17 protein-coding genes, 1 tRNA gene and 1 pseudogene are annotated in these 14,514 nt (G+C 66.0%); 9 read left to right on the top strand and 10 right to left on the bottom strand.

Annotation, left to right across the window (positions count from 1 at the left end):
- Positions 1-134: 134 nt before the first annotated feature.
- The 7 genes from AC1P6P_RS00680 to AC1P6P_RS00650 form a co-directional block, all read right to left on the bottom strand.
- A tRNA-Gln gene (locus tag AC1P6P_RS00680) sits at positions 135-209 on the bottom strand.
- Positions 210-359: 150 nt separating this feature from the next.
- On the bottom strand, positions 360-1,247 hold the full coding sequence (locus AC1P6P_RS00675; protein ID WP_481400507.1) for a pirin family protein: 888 nt from the start codon (positions 1,245-1,247) through the stop codon (positions 360-362).
- 2 nt (positions 1,248-1,249) lie between these two features.
- Complete coding sequence (locus AC1P6P_RS00670) at positions 1,250-1,759, bottom strand: Dps family protein (protein ID WP_481400506.1); 510 nt, start codon at positions 1,757-1,759, stop codon at positions 1,250-1,252.
- A gap of 102 nt (positions 1,760-1,861) precedes the next feature.
- Complete coding sequence (locus AC1P6P_RS00665) at positions 1,862-2,446, bottom strand: TetR family transcriptional regulator (RefSeq protein WP_481400505.1); 585 nt, start codon at positions 2,444-2,446, stop codon at positions 1,862-1,864.
- Between the two features lie 123 nt (positions 2,447-2,569).
- A complete protein-coding gene (locus tag AC1P6P_RS00660; RefSeq protein WP_481400504.1) occupies positions 2,570-2,986 on the bottom strand; it encodes a hypothetical protein in 417 nt (138 codons plus the stop codon).
- A gap of 138 nt (positions 2,987-3,124) precedes the next feature.
- Complete coding sequence (locus tag AC1P6P_RS00655; protein ID WP_481400503.1) at positions 3,125-3,727, bottom strand: DJ-1/PfpI family protein; 603 nt, start codon at positions 3,725-3,727, stop codon at positions 3,125-3,127.
- Positions 3,728-4,813, bottom strand: coding sequence for a class I SAM-dependent DNA methyltransferase (locus AC1P6P_RS00650; protein ID WP_481400502.1), 1,086 nt, complete (start codon positions 4,811-4,813; stop codon positions 3,728-3,730).
- Positions 4,814-5,043: 230 nt separating this feature from the next.
- On the opposite strand from AC1P6P_RS00650, the gene AC1P6P_RS00645 reads away from it, so the two are divergent.
- Both AC1P6P_RS00645 and AC1P6P_RS00640 read left to right on the top strand, forming a co-directional pair.
- Positions 5,044-5,505, top strand: coding sequence for a hypothetical protein (locus AC1P6P_RS00645; protein WP_481400501.1), 462 nt, complete (start codon positions 5,044-5,046; stop codon positions 5,503-5,505).
- The gene (locus AC1P6P_RS00640) at positions 5,505-5,759 is read left to right on the top strand and encodes a hypothetical protein (RefSeq protein WP_481400500.1); all 255 of its coding nucleotides are present in this window, start codon (positions 5,505-5,507) and stop codon (positions 5,757-5,759) included. The genes AC1P6P_RS00645 and AC1P6P_RS00640 overlap by 1 nt, the downstream gene beginning before the upstream one ends.
- Here the strand turns inward: AC1P6P_RS00640 and AC1P6P_RS00635 are convergent.
- From AC1P6P_RS00635 to AC1P6P_RS00625, 3 genes are read right to left on the bottom strand one after another with little or no spacing between them, the layout of a single operon-like run.
- A complete protein-coding gene (locus AC1P6P_RS00635; RefSeq protein WP_481400499.1) occupies positions 5,748-7,562 on the bottom strand; it encodes a patatin-like phospholipase family protein in 1,815 nt (604 codons plus the stop codon). The genes AC1P6P_RS00640 and AC1P6P_RS00635 overlap by 12 nt on opposite strands.
- Before the next feature lie 32 nt (positions 7,563-7,594).
- Positions 7,595-8,380: an SDR family NAD(P)-dependent oxidoreductase gene (locus tag AC1P6P_RS00630; protein ID WP_481400498.1), complete on the bottom strand. Its 786-nt coding sequence runs from the start codon at positions 8,378-8,380 to the stop codon at positions 7,595-7,597.
- Complete coding sequence (locus AC1P6P_RS00625) at positions 8,380-9,276, bottom strand: aldo/keto reductase (protein ID WP_481400497.1); 897 nt, start codon at positions 9,274-9,276, stop codon at positions 8,380-8,382. The genes AC1P6P_RS00630 and AC1P6P_RS00625 overlap by 1 nt, the downstream gene beginning before the upstream one ends.
- A 214-nt stretch (positions 9,277-9,490) precedes the next feature.
- Between AC1P6P_RS00625 and AC1P6P_RS00620 the strand changes: the two genes are divergently transcribed.
- The 7 genes and pseudogenes from AC1P6P_RS00620 to AC1P6P_RS00590 all read left to right on the top strand — a co-directional run.
- The gene (locus tag AC1P6P_RS00620) at positions 9,491-10,762 is read left to right on the top strand and encodes a hypothetical protein (RefSeq protein ID WP_481400496.1); all 1,272 of its coding nucleotides are present in this window, start codon (positions 9,491-9,493) and stop codon (positions 10,760-10,762) included.
- 108 nt (positions 10,763-10,870) lie between these two features.
- Complete coding sequence (locus AC1P6P_RS00615) at positions 10,871-11,419, top strand: hypothetical protein (RefSeq protein ID WP_481400495.1); 549 nt, start codon at positions 10,871-10,873, stop codon at positions 11,417-11,419.
- 10 nt (positions 11,420-11,429) lie between these two features.
- Positions 11,430-12,014, top strand: a complete 585-nt coding sequence (locus AC1P6P_RS00610; protein ID WP_481400494.1) for an inner membrane-spanning protein YciB — start codon at positions 11,430-11,432, stop codon at positions 12,012-12,014.
- A gap of 4 nt (positions 12,015-12,018) precedes the next feature.
- A pseudogene (locus AC1P6P_RS00605) lies at positions 12,019-12,311 on the top strand (acetyl-CoA C-acyltransferase); the annotation flags it as partial.
- 112 nt (positions 12,312-12,423) lie between these two features.
- Positions 12,424-12,981, top strand: a complete 558-nt coding sequence (locus tag AC1P6P_RS00600) for a CAP domain-containing protein (protein WP_481400493.1) — start codon at positions 12,424-12,426, stop codon at positions 12,979-12,981.
- Between the two features lie 8 nt (positions 12,982-12,989).
- Positions 12,990-13,349, top strand: coding sequence for an Mpo1-like protein (locus tag AC1P6P_RS00595; protein ID WP_481400492.1), 360 nt, complete (start codon positions 12,990-12,992; stop codon positions 13,347-13,349).
- Between the two features lie 276 nt (positions 13,350-13,625).
- A partial coding sequence (locus AC1P6P_RS00590; RefSeq protein WP_481400491.1) for a hypothetical protein occupies positions 13,626-14,514 on the top strand: 889 nt, incomplete at its 3' end.

Below are 14,514 nucleotides of genomic sequence, written 5' to 3'. Positions count from 1 at the left end.
CCTGTTCGGCCTGCCGCCGGCGCGCGATGCCGCCCGGATGCGCGGGATCACGGTCGATGAAACCGAAGCGATGGGGTGAAGGGGTGAGCGCGATGGAGCGCGGGGCATCCGTCCCTCGCGTGATGCGGGAAGGATGGCTGGGGCGCCAGGATTCGAACCTGGGAATGCCGGAATCAAAATCCGGTGCCTTACCACTTGGCGACGCCCCAAAGAGGCGGCGGACCATAAGGACTCTCCCCCACGCTTTCAACGGCGGCGCCAGCGTCGCCCTTCGCGGCCCGGCGCCCACATGGTCGCAACACGATTCCCGCGCGGGTGCGGCGCCGGGCACCTTGGGTGACGCAGTGGCTCGGAGAGCGCTAAACCGGGTCGGTCGGGGCAGGCTGCGGGGGATCGGGCGGCAGGGGGATGAACTCGGCGGCGTCGGAGGGCGGCAGGGGCATGCGGCCGGCGCGCCAGTCGGCCTTGGCCTGTTCGATCCGGTCGAGGCGCGAGGAGACGAAATTCCACCAGATGTGGCGCCGGCCCAGCGGCTCGCCGCCGAGGAGCATGACCCGGGCGGGATGCTCGCCGGCCTCGATGCGGGCCAAGCCAGGCGCGAACACCGCCATGTGGCCGGCGGGAATGGCGACGCCGTCGGCCTCAACCGAGCCGCGGGCGACATAGGCGGCGCGTTCGCGATGCTCGTCGGGCAAGGTGAAGCGGGTGCCGGGGCCCATTTCGAGGTGGACATAGAACAGCGGCGACAGCACCGCACCGGCGGTCAATCCGAAGAAATGGCCCGCGATCAGCGTGCCGACGACGCCGCCTTCGGCAAACTCGGGCAGGGCGTCGATATGGGCGAAGGCGGGCGCGGTTTCTTCGGCCTCGTCCGGCAGCGCCACCCAGGCCTGGATGCCGTCCATGCGGATGCCCTTGGCCCGGACCGCGGGCCGGGTGCGCTCGGAATGGACGATGCCGCGGCCGGCGGTCATCCAATTGACCTCGCCCGGCAGGATCGCCTGCACGGTGCCGAGATTGTCGTGATGCAGCAGATCGCCCTCGAACAGATAGGTCACGGTGGCGAGCCCGATGTGGGGATGAGGGCGCACATCGACGCCCTCGCCCTGCGCGAAATCGGCCGGCCCCATGTGATCGAGGAAGACGAACGGGCCCACCATCCGCCGCGTCGGAAACGGCAGTACCCGCCCCACCTCGAGGCCGCCGCCGAGGTCCTTCTTCCGCGCGGTGATGACGAGCTCGATCATGGTCAGGTGTTCTCGGCCCGACGCGAACTTTCGTAGAGAAACCAGATGCGCTTCTCGGTTTCGTCGATCCAGACTTCCAAAAGGCTGGCGGTGGCGACGTCGCCGGCTTCGTCGCAGATGCCGTGGGTCTCGCGCATGGCGCTGGCGAGGCGCTGGTTGTCGTCCTTGAGTTCGGCCAGCATGTCGAGCGGGGTGACGAAGTCGGCGTCGTTGTCGGCGATGCGCTGCAGCCGGGCGATGTGGCCGATCGATTTCAGCGTCGGCCCGCCGATCTTCCGCACCCGCTCGGCGACGGCATCGGTCATGGCGAAGATCTGGTCGGACTGTTCGTCGAGCAACAGATGGTAATCGCGGAAGTGCGAACCCGACATGTGCCAGTGGAAGTTCTTGGTCTTGAGATAAAGCGTGAAAACGTCGGCCAGCAGCGCATTGAGGGCGCCGCCGACATCGCGCACGGCATTGCTGCCGAGGCCGGAGGGCGTTTCGAGGCCGGTGTGGCGGATGTTGTCCATGGAGTCCTTCGCGCGTGGGGTTGCGAAGGCGATTTCAGCGGCTTTTGGCGCCGCTGCAAAGCGATTTGTACGCGATAGAAACGTCTTCTTTCGCGGTTGCCGCTACGAAAAACGGGCTTCCAACCGGGCCAGGACTTCCTCGATCGAGAAACCGAGCACGTCGAGGCGGCCGGCACGCGACAGCAGCGCCAAGCCGCTGAGGGCGGCCCCCATCAACAGCACGTCGCACTGCGCCTGGCGACTGTCGGAACTTTGCCCCGAGATATCGGACAGCACCTTCAGCGCCGCGATCATGCGGCCGTTGAACAAGCGCTCCGCTTCGCCGGTGCCGGCATTGGCCGGCAACGCCGCCGAACCCGCGGCGATGGTTTCGGTGGTGGAAAGCAGATCGAGCGCGGCGCTCGCGGCCGCCGCCAGCTTGCCCTTGCCCTCGCATCCCGCCGCCGCCCCGCGCATCGCCCGGGCAATGGCACTGAGGTCCTCGGCCGCCAGCGCCAGGAGCAACTCGTCCTTGCCGGTGAAATAGCTGTAGAGGGCGGCGGGCGCGAAGCCTGCCTCGGCCGCCACGCCGCGCAGGCTCATGTCGCGGGCGCCATCGCGCGCCGCCACCCGCCGTGCCGCATCGAGAATCGAAGCCCGCGTCGCCAGATGTTCGCGCGCGCGCCGTTCGGACCGCTTGGTCGTCATATCCGGCTCAATCATGCCGGCGGATGATAAGTGATTCGACGCCGGTCGTCCCGGGCCCATACGCCAAAGCCCCGGCCAGGGAACCCGACCGGGGCATTGGGCAAAACGACAGGGACGCCGGACTTACTTCTTCGGCGCCGTGCAGTTCATGATCTTGCAGGCGGCGGTCTGCAGGGCGATGAAATCGTTGACGACCTTGGTCTCGTCGTCGACCGAGTGGTCATTGACGCTCTGCAAATCGGCCATCTGCTCCAGAATTCGCTTCTTGGCCGCGTCATCCTTGGCGGTGTCGATGGTCGCCTTGAGGGCATTGCTCTGCGAAACGAGGCATTCGCGGAACGTCTTCAGCTTGCCCTGATAGGTCTTCACATCGACCAAGGCCTGATGACGGATCGCCGAGGCCTCTTCGGCCGTCTTGCCGGACACGGCGTCGGGGGTCGGAACCACATCAGCAAGCGGAGTCGTACCGCACGGCGTATCGGCCAACGCAGGAACGGCGAGCAAGACAAATGCACCAACCAAACAAACGCTCTTCAACATGATCCTGAAACTCCCCTGAAGGTGGTTACGTCCCCAACCTGACCCGAGATAAGCACAGAATGGCCGAACGGACAAAGCGGCGAGACGCGGCACTTTCGATGCGCCGAGGACGCCCGTAGCATGCATCTGCGCCAATGCCTATTCCGGCGGCATCGGGTCGTATTCCATCGCCCGGCGAACCTGGGCCGCAAATTCGCGGCCGTGAAGCTCGCCCGTCAACCATAAAGCCATGTCGATCCCAGCCGAAACGCCTGCGGCGGTAACCACATTTCCGTCGCGAACATAACGGCGATCCGCCACGACCTCCGCCGCCTCGCCGCGCGCGCTCAGGGTTTCGACAAAGGCCCAATGCGTGGTCACGCGCTTACCCTTGGCCGGACCGGCGACACAAAGCAGCAAGGCGCCGGTGCAGACGCTGGTGACCCATTCGGCGCCCGCTGCGATTGTCGCAATCCATGTCATCAGCGCCGGATTGTGCGCTTCGCGCCGCGTACCCTGCCCGCCCGGCACCAGCAGGATGTCGAGCGAATCGCAATCGGCGGTGAGGCGATCGGGGATCACGCGCAGGCCCTTGGCGCAGCGCACCGGACCGGGCCGCCCGGCAATCAGCGTGACCTCGTGCACCGGCGGCAGACCGCGATGGGCTGCGACCTCGTTGGCCATGGTGAAGACTTCCCACGGACCGGTGAAATCGAGTTCTTCGACGTCATCGAACACCAGAACGCCGATTCGGCGTACCATCTATGCCTCCGTCGCCCGCGTCAGGGCCACCGCAAAGCCGTTGACCGGAACATGGGCTTCGTGGCGCGGCGTGCAGCCGACGAAACCGGCGACCGTGAAACCATGGCGCGCCGCAAGCGCTTTCAGATAGCGCTCGGAATGGCGCCAGCGGCGCTTGGGACCGAGTTCGAAACCATCATCGTCCTTGGCTTCCACGGTGAAGAGGAAGGTGCCTTGGGGCCGCAGCGCCGCGGCGACAGAGCGGAACACCGCCGCAAGATCGCCGAGATACACCAGTGTGTCGGCAGCGATGACGAGATCGTACGCAACCTCGCCCAATCCGGATTCGATATCGGCGACCGACAGATCATCGTAGACGCCGCGCGCCTGCGCCTTGGCCAGCATCGCCGGACTGAGGTCGACGCCGACCAGCCGCGCCGCCCGCGATTTGAACGCTGCGCCGGAAAGCCCGGTACCGCAGCCGAGATCGAGCACCGCCAGCCCTTCGCGCCCGGGCAGCACCAGCGCCGCCAGATCGCTGAGGATCACCGGCGCGCGATACGACAGCTGGCCCAGCATGCGGGCGTCGTAATCCGACGAAAACTGATCGAACAGGTGGCGGACATAACCGGCATCGGAGCGCGGCCGCGCCTTCATCGCTTCGGCTTCGGCGATGCGGTCCGTCAGGCCGGGCATGTCGTCGAGGACCTCGAACGCCGCCAGTGCCGGATCGGCCTCGCCCGCTTCGAGCCAGGCACAGCCGAGCAGATAGCGCGCCTCGCCGTTGCCCGGATCGAGCCGCAGCGCCCGCTGGAATTCGGCAATCGCGGCGGGAAGCTGCTCCTGCGCCAACAGCGCCGCCCCCAGCCCCAACGCCGCTTCGCCGACATCAGAGTGGAGTGCGGCGGTCTCGCGCGCCACCGCCAGGGCGTCTTCAGCGCGGTCTGCCGCGGTGAGCGCGCGCGCCAGCGTCAGCCGCGCGAAGAGGCCGCCGCGACCCTCGGCCAGCAAGGCTTCGAGCAGCGCCGCCGCCTCGTTGGGACGGTTCTCGTCCAGCAGGCGCAGCGCGGCCTCGAGCGGGGTTTCATCGACGGGTGCATTTGCCATGGGAACGGACGACCAATTCGTGTTCTGGAACGATAGCAGAGCCTTGGGACGCCAGATCTGTGTCACGATGATCGCGCCGCGGCGCGGCATTGTCACGGTCGAGCCGCCACTTTCGTCGCCAGAAGATAGAATTTGGCAGGAGATTTGCCGCCATAGTCAAACCGGCGCAGCGCCCTTGCGGCAATCGCCGGCACGCGCTTTTCTAGGCGCCCAGCTCTCTCGGGGGAAACATGGACCCGTACACCGAACAGGAACTGCCGCCGCCACGCTCGCACAAGGGCTGCCTGTGGGGCTGCCTGGGAACGCTGATCGCCGTTGCGGTCGTGATCGCGGCCGTTTTCAGCTATGGCGCCTGGTATCTTTACAAGGGCTTTTCCGACGATCCGCGCATCCAGACCATCGCCGCCGCGGTCCGCGCCAACGACGAAGCCGTCGGCGTGCTCGGCCATGACATCAAGGTGATGGCGGTCAACCGCCAGACCTACGATTTCTCCACCGGCAAAGGCGGCACTGCCAGCTACTCGCTGAAGATGGTCGGCTCCAACGGCGAAGCCGAGATCAACGCCGAACTCGATATCACCAAATCCGAGACCAAGATCAAATCGCTGGTGCTGGTCGATTCCGATGGCCATTCGCACTATCTCGTCGGCGCCGCCCCGGCCAATCCGATGATGATGCAGAACAGTATCTGATGCTGTTGCGCCGCGTGTCCGGACTTGTGCTGATGCCGATCGGCGTCGTGCTGATGATCGCCTCAACCTGCGACTGGCTGCTCGCCATCGCCGATTATTTCGACATCGCGCAATTGTGGGGCGCCCATTGTCCCAATGCGTTCCACGCCAAGGCCTTGCTCATTGGCGGCGTAGTGATCGCGGTCCTCGGCCAGCGCCTCTACAGCGGCCGCAACCTCAAGACCGGCACCAAGCCCGATACGCTACCGCCCTGAGCGCGGCGGGACGGCGACGGCGGGGCCATCGCACCACAGCGTGGTGAGCGGAATGCCGTGCTTGTCGATCTGGCGCGCGGCGTGTTCGTAGCCCTCGCTGATGGCGCGGTCGAACGCTTTCCAATCGAGCGGGTTAAGGTTTTCCAGCGGCGGCTCGAACAGGAAATCGGCCTCGTCGCGGACCAAGCGGCGCTGCGCTTCGGAGCCGACCGTGCCGGTGCGCATCAAAACGTCGAAAATCGACGGCGTGCCGCGCATGCGCTGCCAGATCAGGCGCCACACCGGGCGCTCGCCGTAGCGGCTGTCGTGCACCGAAAAATCGATCTCGCCGGTGACGTCGGAAGCAATCAGTGGCCCGATGCGGCGGGCCCGCATCAGATCGACCGGCAGGTTGTTCATCACCCCACCGTCGACGAGCAGGTGGCCGCGCAGGTTCACTGGCGGCATGATGCCGGGCAGCGCCGCACTGGCGCGCAACGCCCGCCACAAAAATCCGACGCGATGCTCGTGGATGCGCCCGGTCGTGAGATCGGACGAGATGCAGAAATACGGCCGTGCCAGATCCTCGATCCGCAGCGTCCCGAAATGCGTGCGGAGCAGCTCGGTCACTTTGCGCCCGCGCACCAGTGCGATCAGCGGCAGGGTGTAATCGGACAGCGGCTTGGCGGTGACGAACACGGCGCGCATGCGATCCGACAGTTCGTCGATGCTCCATTCGGCGGCAAGCCCGGCAGCGACGATCGCGCCCATCGACACCCCGCCGAGGTAATCGAACGGCACACCGGCCTCTTTCAGCGCCTTGACGACACCGATATGGGCGAAGCCGCGAGCGCCGCCGCCGCCGAGCACCAAGCCAACCGCCCGCCCGGCGACGCAGCGCGCCAGCCGGCCGATGTCATCGGGATAATCCTGGCGGATGTGGTGATGGGATTCGAACAGGCCGCTCTTGAGCGCGAAATGCTCGGGCAAGGTGCCGGCGGCGCCACTGGTGTGCAGCAGCAGCAGTTCGGGCCGGCCGCAGACCTTTTCCTTGGCGGTGCGGAGGGTATCGCGCGGCAGATCGCGGTCGGCGCGCGCCAACAGCCAGATGCGGTCGGCCTGACGGATCGCGGTCTCGGTCCAGGGCGTGCCGGGGCCGTCGCCGCGGTAGATCACCACGTCATGCGCCGCTTCGAAGGTATGAAACCAGTCCGCCGACTGGCCTGCCGCGGAAGCATCGAGCACGGCCGCCTTGGCCCCCATCGCCACCAGCGCGGCGGCGATGCGATGGGCGACCGGTTCGTCGGCAAGACCGTCCTGCAGCGGCACGATGGCGAAGGTCCGGGGCATCTGCTCACGCGGTGCCTTGGTGGTTTCCACCAGACGGCGCGCCATCACCCGCATCATGTCGATCATCACCCGCGGATGCTTTGCCACCAACGCCTCGAACGCCTCGGGCCCGATGCGCATCAGTTCGGTGTCGCGCAAGGCGACGAGTTCGGCGGAATGCTCTTCGGTGAACAGGCTGACCTCGCCGACCGTCTCGCCCGGCGGCACCTGGGCGACGAGGCGGCGCTGCCCGTGCGCATCTTCCACCATCACCCCGAGGGCGCCGGTAACGACCAGAAACAGGGCGGTTTCGTTGTCGCTGTCGCGCTTCAATTGCGCCCCGCCCGGTAGGCCGAACCAGCACGCCTCGGCGATCAGCCGCTTGAGGGCGTTTTCCGACAATCCTGCGAGCAGCGAAAACCGCGACAGTCTTTCGGCAAGCAATTTGGCGTGGTCCGGCGCGGGCATCAGTGAGGACAGAAAGGGCAACGGCATCGCTCCTTGTCGTCCCTTCTTAACGCGTCACGCTACCATGCCGTCCAGCCCCCATCGACTGCAAGAGCCGCCCCTGTCACATAACTCGACGCTTTCGTCGCCAGGAACAGCAGCGGACCGGCGATCTCGTCGGCGCGCCCGAAACGGCCGAGCATGGTCTTGCCCGCCAGCCGCGCCGCAAACGCCGGATCGTCCTCGGAAACCTGCGGCCGGGGAAACGGTCCCGGCACCAGCGCATTGACGCGAATTTTCTCCGCCGCCAGTTCGGCCGCGAGATGGCGGGTCAGTTGCAGCAGGGCCGCCTTGGCGGGACCGTAATGGAACGGACTCGCCTGCTCGGGCTTGGCGTAAATGCGCTTGTCGGGCGCGACGCTCGCGTACATCGAGGCAATGTTGACGATCCGCGCCTCGCCCGCTGCCGCCACCGCCCTTTTCATCGCCGGCAAGGCGGCGCGGGCGGCTTCGAACGCGGCCGTCACGCCCGACATGTAGGTGGTGGCGAAATCGGACGGCTCCAGCGCCGCGAACGGCTTGCCCTGCATCAGGATGGCGTTGTTGACCAGCACGTCGAGCCGCTTGCGGCCGGCAAAGAAGGCGCGCACCGCGGCGGTGTCGGCGACATCGAAGGTTGCGACCTCGGACGCAATGCCGTCGACCGCGAGTTCCGCTGCGAAAGCCTCAAGCTTGGCCGCGGTGCGGCCGTTGAGGATAACTTGGGCCCCGGCCTCGCCGAGCACGCGCGCCATCGGGCGGCCGAGATGACCGGCAGCTCCGGATACGAATGCGACGGCACCTTCGAGGCGAAACAATTCGGGCATCATTTTTTCGGCCATAAAGCGGGATTGAGAAGCTGTTCGGGAACGCGCGGCAGGCAGATTTCGAGACACTCGCGCTCATCGGATGTCAGCGGAGGGTTGCGGTAGAGGCGCAGATTGCGCTCGAGCTGGGCTTCGGTTTCGAGCCCGATCACCACGCCGGCGACAAAATCCAGGCTGCGCACATACGCCAGACAGAGATCCGCCGCATCCTCGCGACCGAGGTCCTCGACGAGCCAGCCGATCATCCCCAGCACAAAGGCGGGATCGACGCCCTCCACGGCCGGCCACAGTGCAGGATCGCCACAGGCGAGCAGGCCCTGCAGGAAAACGCTGCGCACATGCACGACGACATCGGGGCGCGCCGTGACGTCGCCGATCAGGTCATCCCAGCGCCAGTCGAGCAGATTGAACGGCATCTGGATGTGCTGCACGTCGGGACAGGTCAGGGCCGCCGACAGTTCGGCCGGGCTCTGCACCGAAACGCCGAGGCGGCCGATGGTGCCGGCCGCGACATAGTCCTTCAGCCGCTGCCAAATCGCGCCTCCGAACGCCGTGCGATGGTTGGCCCGGTGCAGCAACAGGCAATCGAGCCGGTCGGTGCGCAGGGCGTGACAGGATTGCGTCACCGACGCCTCTGCCGCCGCGATGGCCTCGTCCGCCGACGCGCCGAGCTCAGGGGTGAGCTTGGTGACGACAAAAACCCGTTGATCTGACAGCGCTTCCCCGAGCCGCTCCTCGGCATCGCCATAGGCGTGGGCGGTGTCGAATTGGCAAACACCGGATGCGGCGGCCCGGCGCACCAGCGCCAACGCGGCCTCTCGATCCGGCTTTCCGGTCCGGTTGGCGGCGCCATAGGCGAGCCCAAGTTGTACCGACCCCAAGACAAACTCGGCCATCGACATGGTCCCAAAGCGCCCGCGGCCACGCTCGCACCACATGGTTAAGAAGCGCTTACGGCAACCCGCGAGAGATGACGGCGTTATTGCGCCGCAACATCCACATTTTAGCCTTTTGGACGCAGTCCTTCGCCATAATAAAGTTGCATAGTAATTCAAGATGCGCGATGCGGGCGCCGCGCGGTGCTTCGCGCTACAGCTAGGTGAGGAATCCATGAACAAGAGTTTGTTGCGGGCCGCACTGGTCGCCTGCCTTCCGGTCTGCGCGATTGCACTGACCGTTGCGACGACCCCGGCCCAGGCTGCCGACAAGTCGGATGGCCCGAAAGTCAGCAAGGCCGCCTCCAAGCCGCTCGGCGAGTGCAAGAAGGCGCTGGATGCGAAGGACTATCCCACTGCCATCGCGAAGTGTTCGGAAGTCACGGCTCTCGCGGACGCCACCGACTACGACAAGTACCTCGCCGAGCGTTTCATCGGTGTCGCTTACTATCAGAGCAACGACCGCGTCCATGCCGGCGAAGCCTTCGTCGCCACGATTCGGAATCCCGCGACTCCGCCGGATGACCGCAAGAACCTGATCGGCGGCGCCGTCGAGCTGGCCGCCGAAGCCAAGAACGGGCCGCTGGTTGCCGAGCTGATCGCCGTCGCGGAAAAAGACGGCGTCTCCAACCCCGACATCTACGCGCCGATCGCCCAGTACTATTATGGCATCAACGACAACGCCAACACCGTCCTCTACGCGCAGAAGGGCATCGACATGTCGCTGGCGCAGGGCAAGCTCGGTCAGTACGGCCTCTATCAGCTCCTCACCTTCGGCTACGACAAGTTGAAGGACCGTGCCAACGAGATCAAAGGCCTGACGCTGATGGCCCGCGACTACAACAAGCCGGAAGACTGGAAGTACCTGCTCGACTTCTCGCTGGAGTTCCTGCCCAAGGGCAACAAGAACACCGCCGAAATCGCCGCGCTCGACATCTACCGCCTGCGTCTCGTCGTCGGCGCCGAATGGGCTCCGTCGAACTATGCCGAAGCGGCCGATGCCGCCGATGCCGTCAAGGCTTTCGGTGACGAGCGCACCTTCCTGCAAATGGGCATCGCCAAGGGCGCATTCAACGCCGCCAAGGTCGCCGCCAACGTCGCCAAGACCAACGCCGACGCCAAGAAGGACGAGCCCGCCCTGCCGCAGATCGAAAAGATCGCCAAGGACAGCAAGCTGCTGACCAGCGTCGCCGAAGCCTACTACGGCTACGGCCGCTATGCCGATGCCGCCCGCGCCGCCCAGAGCGCGGTCAACGCCGGCGGCGCCTATGTCCCGGAAGCCAAGCTGGTCCTCGCCATGGCGCAGGTCCGTCAGGGCAATGAAGCCGCCGCCAAGCAGTCGCTGGCGAACTTCACCGGCGATCCGGCCCTGGTCCGCGTCGCGGAGCTGTGGAACACCTATCTCAACCGCCGCCCGGCCGCTCCGGCTGCCGCTGCCGCGCAGTAAAATTCGACGTCAAAGCCGGGTGCCCCTTCGCGGGGGCGCCCGGTTTTCTTTTGCCCAGACGGTCGCCTCGGTTCCCTTGCGACGGCAAGACCTCTAATAAGGCCGCGCATGCTGGCCTTCCTGCCCTCCCTCATTTTCTTTGTCGTGGCGCCGCTGTCGGTGAGCCTCGCGCTGTGGCTGGCCTTCGCCGCCGCCTTCGCGGTTGGCATGCTGGCCTTCGGTGCCGCCCGCACCGTGCGCGTGTTCGACGCCGCCGGACTGGTGCTGTTCGGAACCCTGGCACTCTACACCGCTTTCGTCGACACCGATTTCGACGCCGCCAAATCCGCCCTGGTGCTGGAGGCCGGCTTCCTCACCGCGATCCTGTGGTCAATGGCCGCGCACCAGCCCTTCACCGCCCAATACCGCTGGCTCAAGGCGCGCCTCGAGCCGCAGCTGGTGGCCCGCGCCCACACCCTTTTGACCTCGGTCTGGGCCACAACCTACGCCGTCATGGCCGCCATCAGCGCCGCGTGCGTGGTGCTGCACCGGATCGCCCCCGGCTGGTCGGGCGTGCTCGCCCTCGTCCTCTTCGCGGCAACGCTTACCTTTACTTGGCAATTCGGCGCCTATATCGACAGGCGCGGCGGCGCCGTCCCGCTGGTGGGACGAAGATAAAGGAATTGTCATGATTGTCCTCAGGGCTCTCGTACCGATCGTGCGGGACCTGCTTGGGACGTTCGTGTTCGTGGCGCTCTTCCTTTTCACCCACAACATCGAACTCGCGACCGCCTGCGGCATCTCGCTGGTGCTGGCCCAGACCGTACTGATGAAACTGCGCAAGAGGCCGATCGGGGCGCTGCATTGGCTCAGCCTGGTGCTGATCTCCATGTTCGGCGGCGCCACCATCCTGTTCCACTCGCGCTACTTCATCATGGTCAAGCCGACCATCCTGTGGCTGGCGCTCGGCGTCGTCATGCTGCGGCGCGACTGGATGGCGCCCTACCTGCCCCCGATCGTCACCGAGAACCTGCCCGACGCCAAAATCGTCCGCGCCGGCTATGTCTACGCCGCACTGATGTTCGTGCTCGCCGTCATCAATCTCGCCATCGTCGCGTTCGAGCGGTTCGGCTTCTGCTCGGCCGAGTTCTGGGCGATCTACGCCCTGATCGGCCCGACGGTGGCGCAAGGTGTGCTGCTGGTTGTCTTCTATTTCTGCTTCCGCGGCGAAATCCTCGCCAGCATCCACGCCCGCAAAGGCAAAGCCGCCTGAGCCGCCGCGGTTGCGCGAACGCCACGGTCGGAAAACTTCCGACACCGACCTGTCGGAGCTTAATGAGGCCTTCGCCACTCCGGTCCTATACTCGCCGTGCAAATCGCCATACCGCCGGAGCGGCTGAATGTGGACGGCAAAGCCATTTCCATCGGCCATCGGTATGGTATGTCGGGCGCACGGATGACCGGTCACATGGTATTGGAGGGCCGGCGGCGTAAAGTGAAATATGGCGTCGTTACGGCGGGTATCGGCGGCGGAATGGGAGCAGCGGGCTTATTCGAGTTCCTGCATTGAGGTGCATTCAACACGATTGATCGCTCGCGCAGCGCTTTGCGCGTTTATCGCCCTGGCCGCGGCCGGATGCACCAGCCTGTTCGGCCCCACGCCTCCCGATCCGGCAGCGCGGATGCCTGCCCTGGAAAAGCGGATCTTCGCCCTGGTGCTCGAAACCCGACGTAAGACCGATCCCAACGCCCGCGTCCTGGCGCTCGACCCGGAGTTGGCCGACGTTGCCCGCAAGCGCAGCGCCGACATGGCCAAGGCCAACTCCTTTGCCGGAAGCGGCGATCCGCACGTCGCCGCCAGCCTTTTGATGGCCGCCGATGCCAAATTCCAGGGCCTGGTCGGTGAGAACGTCGCCGCCCAGCACTTCGTCCCCGGCCAGGACATCGACGTGGAGGCCTTCGCCAAGCGCTTCGTTGAGACCTGGGCCGCCTCGCGGCCGCACCTGGAGAACCTCTCTTTCGCCGATTACGACCGCAGCGGCGTCGGCGCCTCGGTGAACGCCGACACTATCTATGTCGCTCAGATTTTCACCACCGATCTCGGCATGGGCGGCAAGAGCGAACAGGCCCCATCGGACGTTCAGACCGTACCGAGCCCGCGCGAAGGCAAGGAAAAGACCACGCCCCCGGACCTGCGCGGCAGCATCGGGGCCCCGGCGGCGCCATTGCCGCCGCATTAGGAGCTCGTATGGCGGACGAAGCGCGCATCACCGATTTCGAGGCGTTCTGGCTGTTCTATCTCAGCGAACACGCCGATCCGCGGACCCGGGCGCTGCATTATGCCGGAACCTTCATGGCCGTGGCCGGCATCGCCGCCTGCGTCGTTTTGGGTAGGCCGTGGTTCCTGATTGCGGTGCCGGTCGCCGGCTACGGTCCGGCCTGGATCGCGCACTTCTTTATCGAAAAGAACCGCCCCGCCACCTTCCGCTATCCGGTATGGTCGTTCGCCTCGGATTTCCGCATGGCGTTCGCCTGGATCACCGGCCAGATCGACGCCGAATTGGCGCGCGCCGGCGTCACCGAAACGAAAATGCGGCGGCAGCGCTAACGGAGTCTTAATTGCTCCAAGTGGATTCTAGCGATGAGGGTCGCGGAAGATGTCCAGGCACCTCCATTGCACCGCTTTCCTTTACACCACATGTGGACACCAGTACCCTATGTGGGGGGAGGAACCGCTACGAGAGACGAGATGCGGCCTGATTTGCCATGGAGTGTCGCCGGGATTTCGACCGAGGCCCGTGAAGCCGCCCGCGCGGCCGCGCGTCGGGAGGGTCTATCGGTGGGCGAATGGCTCACGCGTCGTATCGTTTCGGAACTCTCGGAAATGAGTGAACCCAAGAGCCAGTGGTCTTACCGCAGCGATCTCCGGCCCCAACCGGAACGCCAGCGGTTCCAGTCGGATGACATGCTCGAGCATGTCGCCCGCAGCGAAGCCGAAACCGCCGAAGTCTATCGCCGCATCGAAGATCAGCTGCGCGGCGTGGCCCGCCGCCTCGACGCCTCCGAACGCTCGCAAACCGAGAGCAACCGGGTGATGAGCAAGGCGGCCGTGGAAATGAATATCGCCGCCCGCGAACAGGCGCAGGCCTTCGATCAGATGGGCGTGCACGTTTCCGATCTTGCCGACCGTCTCGACCGGGTGGAGGGACGCGATACCGGCGAGGGGTTGCGCGATGCCGTCAAGGCGCTGCACACCGGCCTGTCGCGCCTCGCCGACCAGATCACGACCACCGCCAATCACTCGGCGAGCCAGATTTCCAATCTCGCCGACAACCTCGAAACCGTCGCCGGACGCGTCAGCCAGGCCCGCCAGGACGCCATGGCCGCGACCCAGGCACTCGACAACCGCCTCGGCACGCTCGACGAGCGGGTGCGCACCGTCGAAACGGCGAGCCAGGCCCAAGCCGGCGCCCTCGACCGCGCCCTCGCCGCCATCGAAGACCAGCGCCGGACGCCATCGCCGATGGAAGCGATGGTCCGCCTGGAAGACAGCGTGCGCCAGCTCGAGGATCGCGGCAACGATCCCGGCATCGAGCGCCGCCTCAGCGCCATCGAGCGCACCATGTCCGACCTGATGGACCGTCTCGAGAGCCGCGACGATTCCAGCCATGCCGTCGATCAGGCCCTGCGCACCGTGATGGTTCGCCTCGAAGGCCTCGAGACCGCCCAGCGCGAAGCCGCTGCCGAACTGCGCCGCGCCGCCACCGCTGCCA

Source organism: Rhizomicrobium sp. (assembly GCF_056722145.1).
Note: the sequence above shows the minus strand (reverse complement) of the source record. Positions and strands in the feature narration are given on the sequence as shown.

Bases quoted from the DNA above. Each gene is read 5' to 3' on its own strand.
- AC1P6P_RS00620 (WP_481400496.1), top strand. From the start codon at position 9,491: ATGAACAAGAGTTTGTTGCGGGCCGCACTGGTCGCCTGCCTTCCGGTC.
- AC1P6P_RS00625 (WP_481400497.1), bottom strand. From the start codon at position 9,276: ATGGCCGAGTTTGTCTTGGGGTCGGTACAACTTGGGCTCGCCTATGGC.
- AC1P6P_RS00635 (WP_481400499.1), bottom strand. From the start codon at position 7,562: ATGCCGTTGCCCTTTCTGTCCTCACTGATGCCCGCGCCGGACCACGCC.
- AC1P6P_RS00615 (WP_481400495.1), top strand. From the start codon at position 10,871: ATGCTGGCCTTCCTGCCCTCCCTCATTTTCTTTGTCGTGGCGCCGCTG.
- AC1P6P_RS00675 (WP_481400507.1), bottom strand. From the start codon at position 1,247: ATGATCGAGCTCGTCATCACCGCGCGGAAGAAGGACCTCGGCGGCGGC.
- AC1P6P_RS00670 (WP_481400506.1), bottom strand. From the start codon at position 1,759: ATGGACAACATCCGCCACACCGGCCTCGAAACGCCCTCCGGCCTCGGC.
- AC1P6P_RS00640 (WP_481400500.1), top strand. From the start codon at position 5,505: ATGCTGTTGCGCCGCGTGTCCGGACTTGTGCTGATGCCGATCGGCGTC.
- AC1P6P_RS00660 (WP_481400504.1), bottom strand. From the start codon at position 2,986: ATGTTGAAGAGCGTTTGTTTGGTTGGTGCATTTGTCTTGCTCGCCGTT.
- AC1P6P_RS00650 (WP_481400502.1), bottom strand. From the start codon at position 4,813: ATGGCAAATGCACCCGTCGATGAAACCCCGCTCGAGGCCGCGCTGCGC.
- AC1P6P_RS00595 (WP_481400492.1), top strand. From the start codon at position 12,990: ATGGCGGACGAAGCGCGCATCACCGATTTCGAGGCGTTCTGGCTGTTC.
- AC1P6P_RS00630 (WP_481400498.1), bottom strand. From the start codon at position 8,380: ATGCCCGAATTGTTTCGCCTCGAAGGTGCCGTCGCATTCGTATCCGGA.
- AC1P6P_RS00655 (WP_481400503.1), bottom strand. From the start codon at position 3,727: ATGGTACGCCGAATCGGCGTTCTGGTGTTCGATGACGTCGAAGAACTC.
- AC1P6P_RS00645 (WP_481400501.1), top strand. From the start codon at position 5,044: ATGGACCCGTACACCGAACAGGAACTGCCGCCGCCACGCTCGCACAAG.
- AC1P6P_RS00665 (WP_481400505.1), bottom strand. From the start codon at position 2,446: ATGACGACCAAGCGGTCCGAACGGCGCGCGCGCGAACATCTGGCGACG.
- AC1P6P_RS00600 (WP_481400493.1), top strand. From the start codon at position 12,424: ATGCCTGCCCTGGAAAAGCGGATCTTCGCCCTGGTGCTCGAAACCCGA.
- AC1P6P_RS00610 (WP_481400494.1), top strand. From the start codon at position 11,430: ATGATTGTCCTCAGGGCTCTCGTACCGATCGTGCGGGACCTGCTTGGG.